Source organism: Aureimonas pseudogalii (genome assembly GCF_014196835.1).
In the GTDB taxonomy this organism is placed as follows: domain Bacteria; phylum Pseudomonadota; class Alphaproteobacteria; order Rhizobiales; family Rhizobiaceae; genus Aureimonas; species Aureimonas pseudogalii.
The window spans coordinates 721581-742811 of sequence record NZ_JACIEK010000001.1 but is presented as its reverse complement, the minus strand read 5'-3'; the positions used below and the strand labels follow the sequence as shown (position 1 = coordinate 742811).

Genomic DNA, 21231 nt, shown 5'->3' with positions numbered 1-21231 from the left:
TAGGCTTGGCCGATACGGGCCGCTCGCGTTCGGTCACGATCACCTTACGAGGCCCCACTCGGCGCGCCGGCGGACGGGCACGCCGAGCAGGACGACCGGCTTTCAGAACTCCAGCACGATCTTGCCGAAATGGCCGCTCGCCTGCTGCAGGCGGAAGGCGTCGGCGATCTCACCGAGCGCGAACGTCCGGTCGATCACCGGCCGGATGCCGGTCGCCTCGAGGCCGCGGACCATTTCGAGCTGATGCGCGCGGCTGCCGACGATCAGACCTTGGAGCCGCTGCTGGCGCACCATGAGCGCGGCCGTCGGGACCGGCCCGGCGCGACCGGTGAGGACGCCGATCAGCGCGATATGGCCGCCGATGCGAGTGGCCTCGATGGATTGGGCGAGCGTGCCGGGGCCGCCGACTTCCACAACGTGATCGACGCCGCGCCCGTCCGTCCAGGCGGCGACCTCCCGGCCCCAGGCGTCCTGGCGCCGGTAGTTGAGGCCGTGATCGGCGCCGAGCTCCGCCGCACGGGCGAGCTTCTCGTCGGAGGACGAGGTGACGATCACCCGTGCCCCCATCGCCTTGGCGATCTGCAGGGCGAAGATCGAGACACCGCCGGTGCCCAGCACGAGAACGGTGTCGCCGGCCTTCAGTCCACCGTGGACGACGAGCGCTCGCCACGCCGTCAGTCCGGCCGTCGTCAGCGTCGCCGCCTGCGCGTGGCTGTATCCGCCCGGCGCCCGGGTGAAGCTATGGGCGGACGCGACGACGATCTCGCGCGCATAACCGTCGATGCCGTCGCCGGGGGTTTGCGAGAAGTCGGCAAGGGGCGGATCGCCGTCCAGCCAGGTCGGAAAGAAGGTGGAGACGACGAAGTCTCCAGTGTCGAAATCCGACACCCCGGCGCCGACCGCCTCGACCACGCCGGCTCCGTCCGACATCGGAATGCGGCCGGGCTGGGTGCGCATCGCCCCGGAGACGACGCCGAGATCGTGGTAGTTGAGAGAACTGGCGTGCAGGCGCACGCGGATCTCGCCGGGGCCGGGTGGGCCGGGATCGGGGAGTTCGACGAGGGCGATGCCATCGAGACCCGAGGGATCGAGAAGTCTTATGGCTTTCATCGGCGGGCGTCCTGAAGGGAGGGGCGACCGGACGGGATCGTCCTGCGCCTTGTCGTCCTCCTAGATGGGACGCGAAGGCGCGATGGGGATGGCGCTCGCCCGGTGATGCGACCACCGCGATCGTCGCGCCACCGACGGCGGACGGCGGGCACGGGCACGATCCGCCCGCCGTCGGCGATCGCGCGTCGGCTCAGCCTCGGAAATAGGCGATCACGGCGTCCAGCAGGGTGACGCCGGCCAGGGGGCCGAGGAACAGCATGAGAAGATTAAAGCAGACGATCCAGACCAGGAGCTTCTCCTGGCGCCCGGTCAGTCGCGCCTTCGGACGCTCTGGTTTCCACGGCTCCGGCGGCGGCCCGTCGTTGCGAAAGTCGACGTACATGGCGGCGTCCCGAACGGTTGCACGCCCTTATGAAGCGCGATCGCGCCGTGCAGGCAAGCGCGCGCTCCCCGATGGACATCGCGTCGCGCCATTCGCAGGCTGCACGGCAGCCCTGCCCATATGGCATTGGTCGGCACCGGCGCGCCGTGGTGTCGATGCTCTCGTCTCCTTACCGACAGGGATCGCCCCGCGATGACCGTTTCCGTAGCCGTGGCCCCCCGTTCTTCCGGCGAGGTCGCCGATCGACCCGTTCGCCATGCGGGTCTCGCCCTCGCGGCCCTGTCGCTCGGGTCCTTCGTCATCGGATCGGGCGAGTTCGGCATCATGGGCCTGCTGCCGGAACTGGCCGAGGATCTGACCGTCTCGATCCCGCGGGCGGGCCTCCTCGTCACCGGCTATGCGCTCGGCGTCGTGTTCGGCGCGCCGGTGCTGGCGGTGCTGACCTCGCGCATGGAACGGCGCCGGACGCTTCTCGTTCTGGCCGCGATCTTCGTCCTCGGCAATCTCGCCTGCGCCCTGTCGCCGAGCTACGGCGTGCTGCTCGCCGCGCGCGTCTTCACGGCGCTGGCGCACGGCACGTTCTTCGGCATCGGCGCGGTGCTGGCGGCCGAGATCGCGCGGCCCGGCAAGGAGGCGCAGGCGATCTCGCTGATGTTCGTGGGCATGACGCTCGCCAACGTGCTCGGCGTTCCCGCCGGCACCTTCATCGGTCAGGCCTTCGGCTGGCGCGCGGCGTTCTGGGCCGTCACCGGGCTTTCCGTCGTGCTCACCCTGGCGCTCGCGGCCTTCGTGCCGGTGAGCCATCCGCGCACGGGCGTGCGCTTTCGCGACGAGATGCGCGCGCTGGCGCGGCCACAGGTGCTTCTCGCCATGTCGATCAGCGTGCTCGCCTCCTCGGCGCTGTTCTCGCTCTACACCTACATCGCGCCGATCCTCACCGACGTCACGCGCATCCCCGCGCCGAGCGTGCCTTACGTCCTTCTCGTCTTCGGCGTCGGCATGACGATCGGAAACCTCGTCGGCGCGCGGCTGGCCGACTGGAAGCTGATGCCTTCGATCATCGGGCTCTTCGCCGTGATGATCGCGGTGCTGGTGGGCGTGCACTTCGCGATGGCCGACCCGGCGGTGCTCGTGTCGCTGCTGCTGCTCTGGGGCGCGCTCGTCTTCGGGCTGGTGTCGCCGATCCAGATGCGCATCGTCAACGAGGCCAAGGGCGCACGCAATCTCGCTTCGACGATCAACCAAAGCGCCTTCAACCTCGGCAACGCGCTCGGCGCCTGGGCGGGGGCGGCGATGATCGGGGCGGGCGTTCCCTATGCGGCGCTGCCGCTCGGCTCGGCCGCCATCGCGATGGCGGCGCTCGTCGTGGCGGTGATCAGCTGGCGGCTCGACGAGCCGGCGCCCAGCCCGGCCCGCTGATCTCGAGGCGAGAGCGAGGCGCGAACCGGCCGATTGCAACCGGCCCGCGCCTCGCGAAGTTCGTTCAGCCCGCCTGCAGCGGCGAGATCGAGATCTCGACCCGGCGGTTCTGAGCTCGCCCGGCTTCCGTGGCGTTGGAGGCGACCGGCCGCGACATGCCGTAGCCCTGCGTGTTCAGACGGCGCGGATTGACGCCCTGGCTGCCGAGGAACTGCGAGACCGACGAGGCGCGGCGCTGCGACAGCGCGAAATTGTAGCCCTCGCCGCCGACATTGTCGGTGTTGCCGGCGACGTCCACGATCGACTGGTCGTACTTGTTGAGCACGATCGCGACCGACTGCAGCGTCGGGTAGAACTCCGAGCGCACCTGATCCTGGTTGGTGGCGAAGGTGATGTTGGAGGGCATGTTGAGGATGATGCGGTCGCCCTGGCGCGTCACCGACACGCCGGTGCCCTGCAGCTGGGCGCGCAGGTCCGCCTCCTGCCGGTCCATGTAGGCGCCGATGCCGCCGCCGCCGATGGCGCCGATGCCGGCGCCGATCAGCGCGGCGCGGCCGGGATCGGTGCCCGTGGCGCGGCCGACGAGATAGCCGCCGAGCGCGCCGGCGCCGGCGCCGATGCCGAGGCCCCCGGCCGTGTTCGAGAGTTTCTGTTCGCCCGTATAAGGGTCGGTCGTGCAGCCGGCGAGAAGGGTGACGGCGGCGAGGGCGCCAAGAGCGGTTTTCTTCATGAGCGGACGCTTCTTGTGGGAGGAGCGGGCAGTGTTGCCGCTCATGGTTGCCGAAAGGTGAAGGCCGGGCGCGGCTCGCGCCGAGCGAGGGCCCGCCTGCCGCGCTTAAGGCGCCTCCGTGGCGTTATCGCGGCACGGTGCGGCGAGGCCGTTCGGACGACGGCGCGCGGCTCCGCGGAGCGCCGTCGAGGTGCCGGACGCACGGCAAACTGACACGAGGCTTGCGCGTCCGGCCCCGGCCTCCGGTTTTCGGCCGGTCACATGACGCGGCGATGACGTGGAGCAGGCGGTTGCAGGGACTTCGCCAGGTGCGGCTCGCGCGTCTCGCGGCGGCGCCGAAACGGTGTGGAGTCAAGGAGATGGCAGGCGGCGGCGGGGGCGGCCAGAGTGTGGCGGAGGGGGAGCGAGCTGTCCTTACAATCGTGGCGGTCATGCAACAGCACTGTGGCCAACATGCCGGAATGCCTCCAGTGTGGCCTTTCGGTGATTGCATCGTCTGTGGGCCTGAATATGCTTGTAGTCGAAAGAGCGGGGGACGACCCGGGACTTTCATAGGGATGGGGCAGGGAAGGCTGTCCTTTCGATCAAAGGCCCAACCCTAACCTATAACTTGACTGGAGGTCATGACATGAACATCAAGAGCCTACTTCTCGGCTCCGCTGCAGCCCTCGTTGCAGTTTCCGGCGCTCGTGCGGCTGACGCGGTCGTCATGGCCGAGCCCGAGCCCGTCGACTACGTCCGCGTCTGCGACGTGTACGGCAAGGGCTTCTACTACATCCCCGGCACCGAGACCTGCCTGAGCGTCGGCGGTTACGTCCGCTTCCAGGTGAACGTCGCCGGCGACCCGATCATCAACCTCGAAGGCGACGACTACCAGGTCGCGAGCCGCGTCCGCGCCCGCCTCAACTTCGACGCCCGCGAAGAGACCGAGCTCGGCACCCTGCGCGCCTTCGCTCGCCTCCAGGCCACCAACACCGGCGGCGCCGGCAACGGCGTCTCGATCGACCAGGCCTACATCCAGCTGGGCGGCCTGCTCATGGGTTACCGCGACACGCTGTGGTCGTCGGGCATCGGCGGCCTGGAAGACGGCCTGCTGACCGACACCGATCTCGTGGTCGGCGACATCAACACCAACCAGGTGTCCTACACCTTCGCCGCCGGCGGCTTCTCGGCCACGATCGGCGCCGAAGACGACGGCACGGGCGACGTCGTTCCCGACGTGCACGCCAAGCTGGTCTACTCGGGTGCCTGGGGCGGTGCCTACCTCTCCGGCGTCTTCGACGAGACCTTCAACAACGAAGACCTCAACTCGGTCACGCTGAACGGCGTTGCGATCAACCTCTTCGGCGCCTACCCGACGCGCCTTCAGGACGGCGACAACGACGCCTTCGCTCTGAAGGGCGGCGTTCTCCTCAAGGACCTCATCGCGCCTGAGTCGCAGCTGAAGATCGAAGGTCACTACGCCTTCGACCCGACGATCTACGCCGGCATCACCGGTATCGACTCGGTCACCTCGATCTCGGCCTCGCAGTTCACCACGGGCGGCGTTCCGATCACCCTCGAGTGGGCCGCTGGTGCGGGTTACGCGCAGGCCTTCGGCAAGCTCGGTCTGGCCATTGCCGGCCAGTACGGCGAGACCTTCGACGTGTCGCTGTTCAACACCCGCACGGGCATCACGACGATCGACAGCGGCGAGTACTACGCCGGCGTCCTGAACGTCGGCTACCAGATCACGAACAACTTCGCGACGCTGGGTGAAGTCTCGTACAAGAACGTCGATTTCGGCGGCCCGGTCGGCGAGACCGATCAGGTCTCCGGCTTCCTGCGCTTCCAGCGCGAGTTCTAATCGGCTCCATCCGATCGGAAACGAAAGGGGTCCGGCGCAAGCCGGGCCCCTTTTCGCGTTGGGGATGCGGCTTGCACCTTTCCCGCGGACGACGTCACGCTGCGCCGACCCGTCATCCATGCCCGTCAATCATGTCCGTCCTGGCCGACGGTGTGTTCGAAGAGGGTGATCGGCGACCCACCCTTCGTGCTTTCTGCAAGTTGCCATGTCCTCGTCCCGCCCGCCGCTCCCGCCGTTCGATGCCGCGAGGGCCGCGCTGAAGGCACGCCGTGCGGAAGACGCGTGGAACCGGCGGGATCCGCATGCGGTGTCGCTGGCCTATACGCCGGACAGCGTCTGGCGAAACCGGTCGGAGTTTCTTCAAGGACGGGCGGCCATCGTCGACTTCCTCGCCGCCAAGTGGCAGCGGGAACTGGACTATCGACTGATCAAGGAGGTCTGGGCCTTCGGCGGCGACCGGATTGCGGTGCGCTTCGCCTACGAGTGGCGCGATGCCGACCGGCGCCGGCTCCGCTCGTACGGCAACGAACAGTGGGAGTTCGACGCGGCCGGACTGATGCGGCGGCGAGAGGCCTCGATCAACGATGTCGCGATCGACGAGGACGAACGCCGGTTCACCTGGACGGCGACGTGCGGCCCGAGGATTCCCCGGGCCTGAGCGAACTCGGCCTCTGACGAGGCCGACGTGCCGAAAGATGGGTCGCGGCGCCCGTATGCGCCGCGACCCGAGCCGTCTCAGAACGGCGAGTCGGGATAGTAGAACTCGGCCGCGTTCTCCTTGGTCACCAGCGTCGCGTCGAGAATGTATTCGCCGCGCACCGGGTTCTGGTCGTAGAAGCCGGCGGCCGTCAGCTCCATGGCGGTGGCGATCATCGCCGGCGGATAGAGAACGTCGACCGGCACCATCTTGTCGCCGTCGGCGACGCGCTTGATCATGTCCTTCATGCCGGCGCCGCCGACCACGAACCGGACGTCGGTGCGCCCCGACTGCTGGATCGCCTCGAGCACGCCCACGGCCATGTCGTCGTCCTGGCACCAGACGGCGTCGATCTTCGGGTGCTTGGTCAGGTAGTCCTGCATCACCTTGAAGGCGTCGTCGCGCGACCAGTTGCCGAACTGGCGATCGATCACCTTGATGCCGCTACCCGCGAGCGCCTCGTCGAAGCCCTTCTGGCGCTCCTCGTCGATGACGATCGGCAGGCCGCGGATGACCACGACCTCGCCGGTCTTCAGCGTGTCTTTGATGTACTGACCGGCGACGCGGCCGAGCTCGGAATTGTTGCCGGCGACGTAGAGGTCCTCGATCGTCTGGTCGGAGAGGGCGCGGTCCACCACCGTGACGAAGACGCCCTTCTCCTTCACCTGACGGATCGGGTCGGTCAGCTCGTCGGAATTGTGCGGCAGGGTCACGAGCGCGTCGATGCCCTGCGCCGTCAGGTCCTCCAGCGCGTTGGCCTGCGCGGCGCCGTCGGGCGAGGTCTTCAGCGTGATCTCGAGGCCGGGATAGCGCTTCTCCAGCGAGGCCTTGGCCCGCTCGGCATGGTAGACGACGCCGCCCGTCCAGCCGTGGTCGGCGGCGGGAATGGACACCGCCATCTTCACCACCTTGTCCTGCGCGAGGGCGTGTCCGCCGAGGCTCGTGGCGGCGAGCAGCGCCAGCGTCATGATCGTCTTCTTCACGGTCGTATCCTCCCAAACCGGGCTTCGACGTCTTCGAGGCGATCGGTCCCGGTCCCGATACCCGCTTCATGAAGCCGGACGCCTCCTCGCGTCCGGCCCGAACCTTCCCGGCGGCGGCTCAGCGCCGCCCGAGCGAGCGCTGGATGAGCATCGCCACGATGATGATGGCGCCCTGCACCGCGCCGATGAGGTATTCGCTGACGAGATCGGAGAGCACCATGATGTTGCCGACCATCTCGAGGATCAGCGCCCCGCAGATCGTGCCCCAGATGCGCCCGACGCCGCCTCGCAGCGCCGTGCCGCCGATCACCACGGCGGTGATCGCCTGCAACTCCCACAGAAGCCCCGTGGTCGCGGTCGCCGCGCCGAGGCGGGGCACGTAGATGAGCACGGCCACGGCGACGCAGACCCCCTGGATCACGTAGGCGAGGACGCGCACCCGGTTCACCGGCACGCCGGAATAGCGCGCCACGTCCTCGTTGGAGCCGACCGCCGTGACGTGCCGGCCGTAGCGCGTGCGGTAGAGGAGGAAGGCCCCGAGAGCCGCAACGAGCGCGATCGCCACGATGGGCACGGGCACGCCGAGAATGTTGCCGAAATAGACGGGCCGGTAGGCGGCGCGCAGCTCCTGCGAGCGGATGGCGATGGAGCCGCCCTCGGCGAGATAGACCGTCAGCGCCCGGAAGATGCCCATCGTGCCGAGCGTGACGATGAAGGGTTCGATGCGCCCGAGCGTGATCGTCAGCCCGTTGGCGAGGCCGCAGAGCGCGCCGGTGCCGAGCGCCAGCAGCATTGCGGCGGGCAGCAGCATGGGACCCTCCACCGCGCCGCCGTTGAGGAAGAGGATCATCGTGCCCGCCACGAAGGCGGCCATGGCGCCGACCGAAAGGTCCAGCCCGCCCGACGCGATCACGAAGGTGGCGCCGACCGCGATCACGGCGATGAAGGCCGAGCGGGTCACGACGTTGGTCAGGTTGTCGAGGCTGACGAAGGCGGGGTTCACCAGCGCGCCAAAGATCACTAGCGCGACAAGCGCCGCGAAGGGCGCGACGGCGCGCAGGTCGATCTCGCGGCGCGCCCGGCGCGGCGTGGTGTCGGACAGCGGTTCCACGGCTGGGCTCACGGACGGCTTCTCCCCCTCATGCGCTTTCCACCGCCAGGGCGGCCTCCTCGTCGCTCGCGCCGGTCGCCAGCATGACGATGGCGCGCTCGTTCATGTCCGCGCCGCTCACCTCGCCGGCGATCCGCCCCTCGCGCATCACCAGGATGCGGTCGCAGAGCCCGATCAGCTCCGGCATCTCGGAGGAGATCACCACCACCGAGCGTCCGCTCGCCGCGAGATCGGCGATCAGCCGGTAGATCTGTTCCTTGGTGCCGATGTCGATGCCGCGCGTCGGCTCGTCGATCACCACGATCGAGGGGTCGAGCAGCATCATCTTGGCGAGCAGCAGCTTCTGCTGGTTGCCGCCCGAGAGCTGTCCGGCCAGAAGGTCGCGTCGTCCGGTGCGGATGTCGTAGTCGGCGATGGCGCGCTCCAGCGCCGCGTCCTCGCGGGCCGGGCTGAGGAGGGGGCCGCGCGTGAAGCGGCCGAGCGCGGCGAGCGTCAGATTGGTGCGCAGGCTCTGCCCGAGGAGCAGCCCCTTTCCCTTGCGATCCTCGCTGAGATAGACGATGCCCGCCGCCATGCTGTCGCGCGCATCGCGCCAGCGCACCGGCTGCCCGCGCAGCCGCACCGTGGCGGTGGCCGGGCGCAGACCCAGAATGCCCTCGAAAAGCTCGGTGCGCCCGGCGCCGACGAGGCCGGCGAAGCCGAGAATCTCGCCGGAACGAAGCCGAAACGAGGCCGCGTGCACATGGCCGGGCACCCGCGCGTCCGCCACCTCCAGCACCGGCGCGCCGTCGGTCGAGGGCGCCTCCCGGTCGGGATAGAGCTTGGCGACGTCGCGGCCCACCATCAGCCGCGCCATGTCGGCGGGCGCGAGGCTGGCGGCGGGGTGCGTCGCAACGAGCGCGCCGTCGCGCAGCACCGTGACGCGGTCGGCGAGCACCTTCACCTCCGGCAGGCGGTGCGAGATGTAGAGGACGCCCACGCCGCGGGCGCGAATCTCGTCGATGATGCGCAGCAGCGCCTCGGTCTCGTGCGGCGTCAGCGAGGCCGTCGGCTCGTCGAAGATCACGGCGCGGTGGGGCACCGCGAGCGCCCGCGCGATCTGCACGAGCTGGCGCTGCGCGATCGACAACCGGTCCACCACCGTTCGCGGATCGATGTCGACGCCGAGCCGCTCGAGCGCAGCGCGCGCCGCCTCGTTCATGGCGCGGTCGTCGAGCACGAGGCCGCGCGAGATCTCGCGTCCGAGATGAATGTTGGCGGCCACCGTGAGGTCGGGGGCGAGCAGGATCTCCTGATGCACCAGCACGATGCCGCGCGCCTCGGCCTCGCGGGGCGAGGCGAAACGCAGGGGCACGCCGTCCACCTCGACGGCACCGCGCGTCGGCGGGAGATGCCCGGCAAGGATCTTCATCAGGGTGGACTTGCCGGCGCCGTTCTCGCCGATGAGGGCATGAACCTCGCCGGGCCGCAGATCGAACGAGACGTCGCGCAGCACCTCGACCGGACCGAACGACTTGCCGATGCCGGCGGCGCGCAGCACGGCGGAGGGTTCCGCGATCGGCCGGGACGTTCCCGCATCGGTTCCGTGGGCGGCGATCAACGGGACGGCCTTCCGCCGACGCGGACGGGCGCGCCGGGCGCTCGTGTCGAGCCTCGTCTCGTGCGTGTCCTGCAGGGCGCACAGCGGCGCTCCCGCAGGCGTCCTCCCGGAATCGCCAGCGTCATTCGTTCTCCTCCCCTTACAACTCTGGCGCATGCGGGCCGCTCCGTCAAAGCGCAATCGCGAGATCGCAGGACTGGAAAGCATGGCTGGCGGACGGCGCACCCGCCGTGCTCTGGTCGCCGCCGGAGAATCAATCGGCGGCCGTGGGCTCGCGGCGCCGCTCGGGGAGGAGACGGTCATGGCGGAGGATTTTCAGCTCGCGGTCTGCGCGGAGACCGTCTTCGCCGACCGTCCCGTGCCCGAGCGGCTGGAGCGGCTGACGGCGGCGGGCTTCCTCGTCGAGATCTGGGACTGGACGAAGCACGACATCGCCGCACTCGCCCGCTCCGGCGCCACCTTCTCGTCGATGACCGGCTACGTCATGGGAACGCTGGCCGACGAGGCCGGCGCCGACGAACTGCTGCGCACCGCCGCCCTGTCGATCCCCGTCGCGCGCGAGCTGAACTGCCCGCGCCTCAACCTCCACGGCACCGGCCTCGACGGGCGGGGCCTGCCGGTGGTGCCGAGCGAAGCGACGACGCCGGCCATGTGGGCGAAGGCCATCGATACGCTCAAGCGGATCGCCGATCTCGGCGAGCGCGAGGGCGTCGCCTTCGTGCTGGAGAACCTCAACACGGCGGTGGATCACCCCGGCGTGCCCTTCGCAAGGGCGGCCGACACGATCGCGCTGGTCGAGGCCGTCGACCGGGCGTCGCTGCGGCTGAACCTCGACCTCTATCACGCGCAGATCGGCGAGGGGAACCTGATCGAGCTCTGCCGCCGGGCGCTGCCCTGGATCGGTGAGATCCAGGTGGCGGACGTGCCTGGACGCCACGAGCCCGGCACCGGCGAGATCCACTATCCCGCGATCGCCCGCGCCCTCAAGGTGATGGGCTACGGCGGCGTCGTCGGCTTCGAGGGTTGGCCGGACGGCGACGACGAGCGGGCGCTCGAACGCTTCCGCAGCGCCTTCACGCTGTAGACGGAGCGTCGGCTCAGCGCCGCTTCATCGCCTCCGCGAGCGCCGCCCCGAAGGCGCCGTCCGGAGCCGCCGCGCCGCCGCCTTGTGCCTTCGGCCGATCCGGCGCCGGTGCGCGCGGGGCCTCGCGGCCCTTCGCCTCGCGCGGCGGCGCGCCTTCCGCGCCGGCGGTCTTCATCGAGAGCGAGATGCGCTTGCGCTTCGGGTCGACCTCCAACACCCGCACCCGCACGATCTCGCCGGCCTTCACCACGGCGGAGGGATCTTTCACGAAGCGGTCGGCGAGCTGCGAGACGTGCACCAGCCCGTCCTGGTGCACGCCGATGTCGACGAAGGCGCCGAAGGCCGCGACGTTCGTCACCGTGCCCTCCAGCATCATGCCGAGCACGAGGTCGGAGATCGCGTTGACGCCTTCGGCGAAGCTCGCGGTGCGGAAGCTCGGGCGCGGGTCGCGGCCGGGCTTTTCCAGCTCTGCGAGGATGTCGCGCACCGTCGGCAGGCCGAACCCGTCGCCGACGAAGCGGGCGGGATCGAGCCGGGCGAGCGTCGCGCCGTCGCCCATCACAGTGCGCAGGTCTTTCCCCGTGGCGGCCACGATGCGCCGCGCCACCGGATAGGCCTCCGGATGGACGGCCGAGGCGTCGAGCGGCTCCGGCCCGCCGGTGATGCGCAGGAAGCCCGCGCATTGCTCGAAGGCCTTGGGCCCGAGACGCGCGACCTTCAGAAGCTTTCGACGCGTCTCGAACGGCCCCTCGCGGTCGCGGTGCGCGACGATCGCCTCGGCCAGCGTCGGGCCGATGCCGGAGACATGCGCGAGAAGCGCGGGCGAGGCGGTGTTGACGTCGACGCCCACCGCGTTCACCGCGTCTTCCACCACGCTTTCCAGCGCCCGCGACAGCGCGCCCTGATCGACGTCGTGCTGGTACTGGCCGACGCCGATGGCCTTCGGGTCCACCTTCACGATCTCGGCGAGCGGATCCTGCAGCCGGCGCGCGATCGAGGCGGCACCGCGCAGCGAGACGTCGACGCCCGGCATCTCCTTCGAGGCGATCTCGGAGGCCGAATAGACGGAGGCGCCGGCCTCGCTCACCACCACCTTCACCGGCTTTTCGCCCGGCAGCGCGGCGATCATGTCGGCGGCGAGCTTCTCGGTCTCGCGGCTCGCCGTGCCGTTGCCGATGGCGACGAGCGCGACGCCGTGGCGCTTCGCGAGGGCGGCGAGCGTCGCGGTGGCGCCCGACACGTCGTTGCGTGGCTGGAACGGATAGACCGTGGCGGTGTCCACCAGCCGGCCGGTGGCATCGACCACCGCCACCTTGACGCCGGTGCGGATGCCGGGGTCGAGGCCCATAACCGTCTTGGCGCCGGCGGGGGCGGCGAGGAGAATGTCCTTGAGGTTGCGCGCGAAGACCCGGATCGCCTCGGCGTCCGCGGTTTCCTTCATCGTCGCCGTCAACTCGCCGACGAGCGTCGGCTGGATGCGGTTGCGCCAAGCCCAGCGCGCGACGCCCGCGAGCCACGTGTCGGCCGCGCCGCCGCCTTGCGTGCGAATGGCGAACTCGCGCGCGATCGTCGCCTCGGCAGGCTTCACCGGCGCGGGGTCGGCGGCGTCCACCTCGATGTCGAGCGTGATCGCGCCCTCCTTCTCGGCGCGCAGCATGGCCAGCACCCGGTGGCTCGGCGCGTTCGCCCAGCGCTCCTCGTGGTCGAAATAGTCGGAGAACTTGGCGCCGGCCTCCGCCTGCCCCGGCACCACCCGCGCCCGCAGCCGGGCGTTGGCCTGCATGTGGCGGCGCAGCGCCCCGAGCAGCGGCGCGGTCTCGGCCATCTGCTCCGTGATGATATCGCGCGCGCCCTCCAGCGCCGCCTTCGCGTCGGGCACGTCGTCACCGAGAAAACCGCGCGCGAGATCGGCAGGGTCGAGCGTGCGATCGGCGAGGATGCGCTCGGCCAGCGGCCCGAGGCCGCGTTCGCGCGCGGCGGTGGCGCGCGAGCGGCGCTTGGGCCGGTAAGGAAGGTAGAGATCCTCCAGCTGCGCCCGCGTCGCGGCGGCCTCGATCGCGCCACTCAGCGCGTCGGTCAGCTGGCCCTGCTCGCGGATCGAGCGCAGCACGGTGTCGCGGCGGGCTTCGAGGTCGCGCAGCGCGGCGAGCCGGGTCTCCAGCGTGCGCAGCTGCACGTCGTCGAGGCCGCCGGTCGCCTCCTTGCGGTAGCGCGCCACGAAGGGAACGGTGGCGCCGCCGTCCAAAAGCGCCACGGCCGCCGCGACCTGCCGGGCCTCGGCCCCGATCTCGCCGGCGATCCTTGTCTCGATGCTCGCGCGCTGAGCGGCCATGTCGGGTCTCCGTCCTCGGTCGAAAGGGGCGGCTTACGGCCGCCTCGCGGCGGGGGCAAGGCGGCGACGCTTCGACGGCCGGGAAGGCGAGGTCAGCGGCGTCGGTCGTGCCGCCCTGCGGCGTGGTCGAAACTCGCGAAGAGCGCGGCGGCGAGGGCCGTGGCGGCGAGACCGACCGCGAAGCCGGCGGCGAGATCGCTCGGATAGTGCTTGCCGCGGGGCACCTGGATCGCCGCGATGGCGGCGGCAAGCCCGAAGGCGGGAAGGGCGAGGCGCGGATGCTCGCTCGCCACCGCGCCCGCCACCGCCACGGCGCCGGCCGTGTGGCCGGAGGGGAAGGAGCCCTCGTCCCCATCCTGGCTTTCGGCGGCCTCCATCTCGTAGCGCCCCTTCTCGAGGGCCGCCTTCGGGCGGGTTCGCCGGATCCGCGCCTTGAGCCAGTTCTTCATGCCGGTCGCGAGCCCGAAGGCCGCGAGCATCCGCAGCCCGGTTCGCGTCAGCGCGGGGCGGCCGCCGAGCAGGCCCGCGGCGACGACGCAGCCACAGACCGCGAGCAGCTGCGGCTGGTCGGCGATCTCGCTGGCCTTCCCGGCCCAGCGCACGAATGGGTTGTGGTGATGGTGGCGAACCTCCACCGCCACGTCTAGATCGAAGCGCTCGACCTCGCTGATCTCGTCGGGGGCGGGCGCTCTGGGGTTGGTGGATGAGGTCATCTAGCGACAAGCCGCGCGGACGCGGGCGGTTCCCCCGCGATGCCGGCGGCGAATGGCACGGGGAGGCGTGTTGACCGACGCACGGGGTCGCGCAATGACACCGGCAAAGACCGGCCGCCCGCGAGGCGGCGGCATGCGAGGAGGTGAACCATGGCGTTCAAGACGCCGGCCGAGACGGCCGCCGAGGCGACGCTGGCGAAGGCCGGCTGGAAGCGCGACAAGAAGACGGGCCTGTGGAAGTGCTTCCGCGATCCCCGCCGAGGCGAGATCTTCTCGGGAACGGCGGTGGATCTGGCCCGCAGCCTCAAGCCCCCGGCATCCTGACCTGGCGGCGCCTCAGGCGGCGAGACGCCGCCGGTTCTCCCGCCACCAGATCGTGACCCCGCTCGCCACGAGGACGAGCGTGCCGAGGATCGTCGTTCCCCGCAGCGGATCGCCGAAGACCGCGAGGCTGAGGACCGCCGCCGTCAGCACCTGCGAATAGAGGAAGGGCGACAGGAGCGAGGCGGGCGCGCTGGCAAAGGCGCGCACCAGCGTGAAATGACCGATCGTGCCGACGACCCCGATCGCCAGCATCAGCGCCAGCGTCGAGGGCGCCGGCGTCTGCCAGACCGGCACCACGAGAAGCGTCAGAATGAGCGCGCCCGCCGCCGTGGTGTTGAACTGCGTGGACGCGGCGTCCTCGCGGCCCGCGAGGTGGCGGGTGAGCATGAGGTAGATCGCGTTGGTGACGGAGGCCGCCAGCGCCAGCCCGAGCGCCGGGTGGATCGCGCCGAAGCCCGGCCGCAGGATCAGGAGCATGCCGGCGAAGCCCGCGACGATCGCCCCGATGCGATGGAGGCCGATCGTCTCGCGCAACACCAGCACCGAAAGAAGCGTCACCACGATCGGCGTGAAGAAGAGCACCGCCGTCGCATCGGCCAACGGCACATGCGTCAGCGCCGTGTACATCAGCCCGGTGGAGGCGAGCAGCATGATGCCGCGCAGGATCTGCAAAACGGGATGGGCGGTGCGCAGGAACCCGGTGCCGGTGGTCGTCGCCAGATAGCCGGTCATCAGCACCGTCTGCACGAAGTAGCGGCCCCAGATCACCTGCAGCACGGGAACCAGCGTCGTCAGGTGCTTGCCGAGCGCGTCCATGCCCGCGAAGGTCGCGCCGGCGACGACCGTCAGCCCGATGCCGGCGAGGAGGGACTGGTTGGAGGTCATGCGCGGTGCCGCAGGTTCGAAGCCGGGTGGCAGGCCATAACCCTCGGCGTCCCCCATGAACAGCCCGGCATCGCCGCGCTCAGCCCTTCGTCTCGCCGAGCGTGTCGGCCATGCGCGCGCCGCGCTGGCCGAGCGGGCGTTCGGGCGAGCGGGTGGTGTCCTCGGCGGTCTGGTGTTCGAGCTCGGCGTTGAGCTCGGCGCCGAGCAGCACCACGATGGTCGAGATCCAGATCCAGGTCATGAAGCCGATGGCGGCCCCGAGCGAGCCGTAGGTCTCGTCGTAATTGCCGAAATTCTGCACGTACCAGGAGAAGAGGATGGAGAAGACGACCCAAAGGAGGGCTGCGACGCCGGCGCCCGGCGAGATCCAGCGCCAGCGCGCGGTGCGCCGGCTCGGGCCGGTGCGGTAGACGAGCGACAGGCCGAAGGCGACCACCAGAAGCAGCACCGGCCAACGCAGGAAGAGGAGCCAGGACTCGATCGACCCGAGGCCGATGAAGTCGAGCACGATCGGCAGCAGCACGACGCCGGCAAGCGCCAGGATGAGGAAGACGATGGTGCCGAGCGTGAAGGCAAGCGTGACGAGCGTCAGCTTCACGAAACCGCGCTTCTCCTCCTCCTCGTAGACGATGTTCATCGCGTCGAAGAGCGTCTTCATACCGGCATTGGCGCTCCACAGCGCGACGCCCAGGCCGAAGACGAGGCCGAAGCCAAGCTTCTCGTCGCCATGCGAGGCGACGCGCGCCATCTGCTCGGAGATGATGTCGAGCGCGCCCGACGGCAGGACGCCCCGGAGCGTCGCGATCTGGTCGCCGATGTTCGAGGCGTCGGTGAAGAGGCCGTAGATCGAGATCATCGCGGTGATCGCGGGAAACAAGGCCAGGAGCACGTAGAAGGTGACGCCCGCCGCCACCAGCATCAGGCGGTCGGACGAGAACTCCTCGTAGGTGCGCCAGAGAACGTCCATCCATCCCTTGGCCGGCACGTCCTGCGGCCGCCGGGCGGAGCGGCCACGGTTGTCGGCGAGCGGCGAGGCTTGCGTCCCGGACGACGCATCGGCACCCGCCGCCTTGCCGTCGTCGGACCAGCCGCCGGGGGCCGGCTCGTCGCCCGTCCAGGGCTCGCCGTCGCGCCCGGCATGGTCGCGGCCTGCGAGAAAGCCGGCGAGCGTCAGCCCGACCACGGAGGCGAGGCCGACGACGACGTCGCTGGCCCCGCCGGATCTGGTCTTGGTTCGGCGCATGATCTGTCCCCTCGTCGGTCCCGGTTCCCCGAGGCCCAACGTCGCAGGCAGCCATGCGATCCCTCTCGCCCCGCGCGGGATCGTCAGGCGCGAACGGACCCCGCTCAGCGAGCGGCGAGGAAGGCGTCGGCCGTGCGCAGCGACAGCGCCATGATGGTGAGCGCCGGATTGGCCGAGAGCGAGGAGGGGAACACCGAATTGTCGGCGATCCAGAGGTTGGGAACCTCGTGGCTGCGCCCCGTGGGATCGACCACCGAGCGCTCGCGGTCGGTGCCCATGCGGCAGGTGCCGATCGTGTGGGCGGTGCGATCGAGCACCCAGATGTCGCTGGCGCCTGCCGCCTCCCAGATACCCTTCATGAAGGCCGTGGCATGGGCCTTCAGCCGCCGTTCGTTCTCGCCCTCGCTGAACTGGATCAAGGCCTTGCGCAGGCCGAGATCGTCGGTCTCGTCCGACAGCGTCAACAGGTTGTCGTCGCTCGGCAGGGTCTCGCCGTTGATGCCGATGCCCGCGAGATGGTTGTAGCGGTCGAGATAGTCCACCAGCGGCTGGCCCCAGAGGCCGCGTCCGCGCGCCACCTGGTCGGCGAAGGTCTGCAGCACCACGCCGAGGCTCTGCACGAGGTAGCCGCCGGCGAAATCGGCATCCTGCGGGCGCACCATGTCCTCGGTGATCATCGCGGACGGATAGCCCTTGTTCATCCGCATCTCGGCGTCGAACGTGCCCCAGACCTGCGTCGCGACATGCGCCAGATAGTTGCGGCCGACCTGTCCGTTGGCGTTGGCGACGCCGAGATTGAGGAGGAGCCGCGGCGTCTCGACGGCGCCGGCGCACAGGAACACCGCGCCGCAGGGCTGGCGATGATCGACGCCCTCGTGCCGGTAGACGACGCCCGTGGCGCGGCCCGAGCGGTCGAACTCGATCTTGTGGACGAAGCAGTCCGGGCGGATCTCCGCGCCATGCGCCACCGCGAGCGGCAGGTAGGTCACGTCCATCGAGGCCTTGGCGCCGTTGCGGCAGCCCTGGTGGCAGAAGCCGCAATTGACGCAGGCATGGCGCAGATCGCCGCCCTTCTGCTCGAAGGGGCGCGACACCACGGCCACTGGCCCGTCGGAGACCCGCAGGCCCAGTTTCTCGCAGCCCGCCGCCATCGCCTGCGCCGGCGCGTTGCGCGGCACCGGCGGCAGCTTGTAGCCGCGCCGGGGATCCCACAGGTAGTCGGCCGGGCCGGAGACGCCGATGAAATCCTCGACCGAGCGGAAATACGGGAGCAACTCGTCGAAGGCGATGGGCCAGTCCTCGCCGACGCCCGTCTGCGAGCGCAGGCGCATGTCGCGCGCGTCGGCGCGGGGCACGTAGGCGCCCCAGTGCAGGGTGGAGCCGCCGACGCCGACGCCGCTGTTGTTGGCGCCAAAGGCTTCCGGGGTGCGCCCGCCGCTGATGCGCTCGCGCATCCAGTAGAGATCGCCCGAGGCCGCCTCGTCGGCGACGAACTCCTCTTCCGGGCGCCGGTTCGAGCCCGCCTCGAGGGCGACGACCTTCAGCCCGGCCTTGGCGAGGCGCGCAAGCAGCGGGGCGCCGCCCGCGCCGGTGCCGATCACCACGGCGTCGACGGTCTCGTTGAGGGCGTGGCGGCGCATGCGATCGAGGTTCAACGGGATGGTCCTTCGGCGGGGCGGATCGGGGTCGGCAGGGGGCGAGACGGATTCATCGGGCGCGATCGGCGGCGGCGAGAGGCTCGAAGGGTTCGCGCTCGCCGATCCCGACCCGGCGGAAGCCCTGGAAGCCGGCGCCGCCCGGCCCGCCATTGGCGATGCCGGAATAGCCGATGCGGGCCATGGTGGCGGGGTGGGCCGCGTAGAGGCGCAGAGCGTCGGAAAGGACCTCCTGGAACCAGAGCGTCAGGCCCGCGCCGTCGAGACGGCCGGGACCGCCGGGCGCCTCGATCTCGCCAGCCGCGATGCGCCGGATCGTCTCGTCACGCGTCGCCTCGTCGGACTCGGCGAAGCTCGTCGCGCCAGGGAGTGGCAGTTCGGCCAGCGTGTCCAGCGCATGGCGATAGGCGTCGGGGTCGGTCGGCAGCGCCTCGAAGCGCCAGCCGTTGCCGGTGGCCTCCGCCATCATCGCATCGAGCCGCGCCGCGAGGTCGATTGGCGTCTCGGTTTCTTGCGGGATCAGACGCTCGACGAGACGGCGCAGGGTGGCGAACTGGGGGGCGGTCAGCGCCTGCGGCGCGTAGGCGGGATCGTCGGGGCGAGCGCGATCCAAAAGGATCGCCCGCAGCTTGGGCGAGACGCGGTCGGACGCGATGAGGTCGCGATAGGCGGAATCGAGCGTCTCGCCGTCGGGGCCGTCGGTGTCGTCGCCTTCCGCATCGCTCCCGGCGAATTGGAGCAGGAGCCGCGCCAGTTGCTCGGCGCGCTCCAGCGGAAGGAGGTGCTTGGCGCCTTCGAGCACCGCGGCGTGGACGGTGCGGAAATGCGGCCGGGTCAACTCGTCCTGCGCGACGGGGCCGAGATCGGCATCCTCGCCGCCTGAGACGATCAACGCGGGCGTCGCGAGCACGCCGATCCGCTCGCGCCAGTCTTCCTTGCTGCCGGACTCGAGCCAAGCCTCCCAGGCGCGGCGGTCGAGCCGCAGCACCTCCTCCACCGCAAGGGCGCGGTCATCTAGCCCAAGCGCCACGACGTTGGCGTCGACGAACTCCTCCGCCTGCCGGCGCGACTCGTCCGCCGATCCCTTGAACCAACCGAGCATGCGCGCGCGGCGTTCCTCCTCCATCGGCTCGGGCGCGGGCGGCGATCCCGCGACGAGCGCGAGGCCGGCGAGACCGGGCAGCGCGAGCACCCCGTCCTCGATCCGGCGCGTGATCGCCATCGCCACCTTGGCGCCCATGCTGTGGCCGACGAGAATCCAGCGCGCCGGGGCCGCCGCGACGATCGCGGCCACGACGTGATCGGCCATCTCGTCCACCGAATAGCGGGCGATCCCGGCGGCGTCGCCGAAGCCGGGCAGATCGACGGCGAGCGTGTCGGCCTCCGCGTTGAGATCGGTGCGGACGTGCCGCCACTCGCGGGCGCTGCCGCCGAGGAAGTGGAGGAGAACGAAGGTGGGGCGAGGGACGGCGACGTTTTCGGGCATGCGGCGCAAATGGGCTGGAACCGTTCCAAGGCAACGATCCCCGCTGCAGCAGTTTGCCGCAACCATGCCGAAGCCGTGCAGCGAGGCCGGTTCTCCCCTGTGCGCCGCCCGCGCGAAGGCCATTTCCATCGCGCGGAGAGCCGCGCCGGGCGGCTCGCGAGGTGACGAGGGTTCATGACGATCGAAGACGGGCGCGTGCGCATTCTCAAGGACGTCGAGCCGCGCGGCGATGCTGGCTACGTGCTCTACCTCGCCCAGCAGGCCAACCGCGCGCGCTTCAACCCGGCGCTCGAATATGCGGTGGGGGAGGCCAACCGGCTGAAGCTCCCCGTCGTCGTCTGCTTCGGCCTGCTCGATGGCTCCAACGGCTTTCCCGAGGCGAACGCCCGGCACTACGCCTTCCTGCTCGACGGGCTCGCCGACATGGCCGCGGGGCTGGAGAAACGCGGCATCGGCTTCGTGATGCGCAAGGCCTCGCCCGCCGAGATCGCGATCGACCTTGCGCGCGATGCCGCCCTCCTAGTGCTCGACTGCGGCTATCTCGCCATCCAGAAGCGCTGGTACGGCGAGATCACTGGGGCGGTGGAGGGACGGATCGTCCAGGTCGAGGGCGACGTCGTGGTGCCCGTCGAGATCGCGTCGGACAAACACGAATACGGCGCGCGCACCATCCGCCCGAAGATCCGCCGCCATCTCGACGACTTCCTCCATCCGCTGCGCGCCGCGCCCGTGAAGCACAAGGCGACGACGGTGCCGAAGGGCGACGTCGACATTTCCGACCCCGCCAAGGTGCTGGCCGGCATGACGCTCGATCGCTCGGTGCCGCCGGTGCGCCGGTTCCGGGGCGGCGAGAGCGAGGCGCGCCGGCTTCTGAAGGCCTATCTCGACGGGCCCTTCCGCTCCTACGGCGCGGGCCGCGGCAAGCCGGAGGCGGGCGCAGCCTCGCACATGAGCCCATACCTGCATTTCGGGCAGATCTCGCCGGCCGAGATCGTGTTGGCGGTGCGCGAGGCCGAGGGCGGAAGCGACGAGGATCGCGACGCCTTCGTCGAGGAGCTCGTGGTGCGGCGCGAGCTGTCGATGAACCACGTCAACACCACCGAGCACTACGACCGGTTCGAGGACGCCGTGCCGGAATGGGCGCAGAAGACCCTGCACGAGCAGGCGAAGGACCATCGCGAGCACCGCTACACCGACGATCAGTTGATCGAAGGCGAGACGCACGACCACGGCTGGAACGTCGCGATGGCCGAGATGCGGGTCACCGGCTACATGCACAACCACCTGCGCATGTACTGGGCCAAGAAGATCCTCGAATGGTCGGGCAGCGCGAAGGAGGGGTTCGAGCGCACGCTGCGCCTCAACAACCGCTTCTTCCTCGACGGGCGCGACCCCAACTCCTTTACCAACGTCGCCTGGACCTACGGCCTGCACGACCGGCCCTGGGCGCGAAGGCCGATCTTCGGCACGGTGCGCTACCAGAGCGAGAACTCGCTGCGCAAGATCGACTTCAAGGCTTACGAAGCCGCGGTCGAGAAGCTCTGCGCCGCGGAGACGGACGAGGACTGACGGGCTCGCGTCGTGCTGCCGGTGCCTCCGCGACGATGCGCCCGCCCGCTTGGCCCTGCCGA

General features: G+C 70.2%; 18 protein-coding genes. 6 read left to right on the top strand and 12 right to left on the bottom strand.

What is annotated here, in order from left to right; translation table 11 throughout:
* Positions 1 to 102 precede the first annotated feature (102 nt).
* On the bottom strand, positions 103 to 1110 hold the full coding sequence (locus tag GGR04_RS03285; RefSeq protein WP_183197809.1) for a zinc-dependent alcohol dehydrogenase family protein: 1008 nt from the start codon (positions 1108 to 1110) through the stop codon (positions 103 to 105).
* 190 nt (positions 1111 to 1300) lie between these two features.
* A complete protein-coding gene (locus GGR04_RS03280) occupies positions 1301 to 1492 on the bottom strand; it encodes a hypothetical protein (protein ID WP_183197807.1) in 192 nt (63 codons plus the stop codon).
* A 192-nt stretch (positions 1493 to 1684) separates the two neighbouring features.
* Between GGR04_RS03280 and GGR04_RS03275 the strand changes: the two genes are divergently transcribed.
* The gene (locus GGR04_RS03275; RefSeq protein WP_183197805.1) at positions 1685 to 2911 is read left to right on the top strand and encodes an MFS transporter; all 1227 of its coding nucleotides are present in this window, start codon (positions 1685 to 1687) and stop codon (positions 2909 to 2911) included.
* 64 nt (positions 2912 to 2975) lie between these two features.
* On the opposite strand, the gene GGR04_RS03270 is transcribed toward GGR04_RS03275, so the two are convergent.
* Entirely contained in the window at positions 2976 to 3641 is a 666-nt protein-coding gene (locus tag GGR04_RS03270) for a YiaD family glycine zipper/OmpA-like lipoprotein (protein ID WP_183197803.1), read from the bottom strand.
* Positions 3642 to 4269: 628 nt separating this feature from the next.
* Here GGR04_RS03270 and GGR04_RS03265 point away from each other — a divergent pair.
* Positions 4270 to 5487 carry a porin gene (locus GGR04_RS03265; RefSeq protein ID WP_183197801.1) on the top strand — a complete coding sequence of 406 codons (1218 nt, stop codon included), beginning with the start codon at positions 4270 to 4272 and terminating at the stop codon, positions 5485 to 5487.
* A gap of 205 nt (positions 5488 to 5692) precedes the next feature.
* Entirely contained in the window at positions 5693 to 6145 is a 453-nt protein-coding gene (locus tag GGR04_RS03260) for a nuclear transport factor 2 family protein (RefSeq protein WP_183197799.1), read from the top strand.
* A gap of 77 nt (positions 6146 to 6222) precedes the next feature.
* Here GGR04_RS03260 and GGR04_RS03255 read toward each other — a convergent pair whose 3' ends face one another.
* From GGR04_RS03255 to GGR04_RS03245, 3 genes are all read right to left on the bottom strand, one after another.
* Positions 6223 to 7167, bottom strand: a complete 945-nt coding sequence (locus GGR04_RS03255; protein ID WP_183197796.1) for an ABC transporter substrate-binding protein — start codon at positions 7165 to 7167, stop codon at positions 6223 to 6225.
* Positions 7168 to 7285: 118 nt separating this feature from the next.
* Positions 7286 to 8290, bottom strand: a complete 1005-nt coding sequence (locus GGR04_RS03250; RefSeq protein ID WP_312857390.1) for an ABC transporter permease — start codon at positions 8288 to 8290, stop codon at positions 7286 to 7288.
* Between the two features lie 16 nt (positions 8291 to 8306).
* On the bottom strand, positions 8307 to 9878 hold the full coding sequence (locus GGR04_RS03245; RefSeq protein WP_246392653.1) for a sugar ABC transporter ATP-binding protein: 1572 nt from the start codon (positions 9876 to 9878) through the stop codon (positions 8307 to 8309).
* A 301-nt stretch (positions 9879 to 10179) separates the two neighbouring features.
* Here GGR04_RS03245 and GGR04_RS03240 point away from each other — a divergent pair, with 301 nt between their 5' ends.
* Complete coding sequence (locus GGR04_RS03240) at positions 10180 to 10962, top strand: TIM barrel protein (protein WP_183197792.1); 783 nt, start codon at positions 10180 to 10182, stop codon at positions 10960 to 10962.
* A 13-nt stretch (positions 10963 to 10975) separates the two neighbouring features.
* Here the strand turns inward: GGR04_RS03240 and GGR04_RS03235 are convergent, their stop codons facing one another.
* Together GGR04_RS03235 and GGR04_RS03230 are read right to left on the bottom strand one after the other, a co-directional pair.
* Positions 10976 to 13294, bottom strand: a complete 2319-nt coding sequence (locus GGR04_RS03235; protein WP_183197790.1) for a Tex family protein — start codon at positions 13292 to 13294, stop codon at positions 10976 to 10978.
* Positions 13295 to 13386: 92 nt separating this feature from the next.
* Complete coding sequence (locus GGR04_RS03230; protein ID WP_183197788.1) at positions 13387 to 14007, bottom strand: phosphatase PAP2 family protein; 621 nt, start codon at positions 14005 to 14007, stop codon at positions 13387 to 13389.
* 150 nt (positions 14008 to 14157) lie between these two features.
* Here GGR04_RS03230 and GGR04_RS03225 point away from each other — a divergent pair, with 150 nt between their 5' ends.
* Positions 14158 to 14331, top strand: coding sequence for a hypothetical protein (locus GGR04_RS03225; RefSeq protein WP_183197785.1), 174 nt, complete (start codon positions 14158 to 14160; stop codon positions 14329 to 14331).
* A gap of 12 nt (positions 14332 to 14343) precedes the next feature.
* Here GGR04_RS03225 and GGR04_RS03220 read toward each other — a convergent pair whose 3' ends face one another.
* From GGR04_RS03220 to GGR04_RS03205, 4 genes are all read right to left on the bottom strand, one after another.
* Positions 14344 to 15216 (bottom strand): DMT family transporter, encoded by an 873-nt coding sequence (locus tag GGR04_RS03220; protein WP_183199005.1) that lies wholly within the window; start codon positions 15214 to 15216, stop codon positions 14344 to 14346.
* Positions 15217 to 15295: 79 nt separating this feature from the next.
* Positions 15296 to 16459, bottom strand: a complete 1164-nt coding sequence (locus GGR04_RS03215) for a YihY/virulence factor BrkB family protein (protein WP_183197783.1) — start codon at positions 16457 to 16459, stop codon at positions 15296 to 15298.
* 104 nt (positions 16460 to 16563) lie between these two features.
* Positions 16564 to 18114 carry a GMC family oxidoreductase gene (locus tag GGR04_RS03210; RefSeq protein ID WP_210291610.1) on the bottom strand — a complete coding sequence of 517 codons (1551 nt, stop codon included), beginning with the start codon at positions 18112 to 18114 and terminating at the stop codon, positions 16564 to 16566.
* A gap of 52 nt (positions 18115 to 18166) precedes the next feature.
* Positions 18167 to 19600 (bottom strand): alpha/beta hydrolase, encoded by a 1434-nt coding sequence (locus GGR04_RS03205; RefSeq protein ID WP_183197781.1) that lies wholly within the window; start codon positions 19598 to 19600, stop codon positions 18167 to 18169.
* 174 nt (positions 19601 to 19774) lie between these two features.
* On the opposite strand from GGR04_RS03205, the gene GGR04_RS03200 reads away from it, so the two are divergent.
* Complete coding sequence (locus GGR04_RS03200) at positions 19775 to 21169, top strand: deoxyribodipyrimidine photo-lyase (RefSeq protein ID WP_183197779.1); 1395 nt, start codon at positions 19775 to 19777, stop codon at positions 21167 to 21169.
* Positions 21170 to 21231 lie beyond the last annotated feature (62 nt).

What these genes read in the sequence shown, in the direction of transcription:
- GGR04_RS03285 (WP_183197809.1), bottom strand. Translation starts at nt 1,110, where the DNA reads ATGAAAGCCATAAGACTTCTCGATCCCTCGGGTCTCGATGGCATCGCC.
- GGR04_RS03280 (WP_183197807.1), bottom strand. Translation starts at nt 1,492, where the DNA reads ATGTACGTCGACTTTCGCAACGACGGGCCGCCGCCGGAGCCGTGGAAA.
- GGR04_RS03275 (WP_183197805.1), top strand. Translation starts at nt 1,685, where the DNA reads ATGACCGTTTCCGTAGCCGTGGCCCCCCGTTCTTCCGGCGAGGTCGCC.
- GGR04_RS03270 (WP_183197803.1), bottom strand. Translation starts at nt 3,641, where the DNA reads ATGAAGAAAACCGCTCTTGGCGCCCTCGCCGCCGTCACCCTTCTCGCC.
- GGR04_RS03265 (WP_183197801.1), top strand. Translation starts at nt 4,270, where the DNA reads ATGAACATCAAGAGCCTACTTCTCGGCTCCGCTGCAGCCCTCGTTGCA.
- GGR04_RS03260 (WP_183197799.1), top strand. Translation starts at nt 5,693, where the DNA reads ATGTCCTCGTCCCGCCCGCCGCTCCCGCCGTTCGATGCCGCGAGGGCC.
- GGR04_RS03240 (WP_183197792.1), top strand. Translation starts at nt 10,180, where the DNA reads ATGGCGGAGGATTTTCAGCTCGCGGTCTGCGCGGAGACCGTCTTCGCC.
- GGR04_RS03235 (WP_183197790.1), bottom strand. Translation starts at nt 13,294, where the DNA reads ATGGCCGCTCAGCGCGCGAGCATCGAGACAAGGATCGCCGGCGAGATC.
- GGR04_RS03230 (WP_183197788.1), bottom strand. Translation starts at nt 14,007, where the DNA reads ATGACCTCATCCACCAACCCCAGAGCGCCCGCCCCCGACGAGATCAGC.
- GGR04_RS03225 (WP_183197785.1), top strand. Translation starts at nt 14,158, where the DNA reads ATGGCGTTCAAGACGCCGGCCGAGACGGCCGCCGAGGCGACGCTGGCG.
- GGR04_RS03220 (WP_183199005.1), bottom strand. Translation starts at nt 15,216, where the DNA reads ATGACCTCCAACCAGTCCCTCCTCGCCGGCATCGGGCTGACGGTCGTC.
- GGR04_RS03215 (WP_183197783.1), bottom strand. Translation starts at nt 16,459, where the DNA reads ATGCGCCGAACCAAGACCAGATCCGGCGGGGCCAGCGACGTCGTCGTC.
- GGR04_RS03205 (WP_183197781.1), bottom strand. Translation starts at nt 19,600, where the DNA reads ATGCCCGAAAACGTCGCCGTCCCTCGCCCCACCTTCGTTCTCCTCCAC.
- GGR04_RS03200 (WP_183197779.1), top strand. Translation starts at nt 19,775, where the DNA reads ATGACGATCGAAGACGGGCGCGTGCGCATTCTCAAGGACGTCGAGCCG.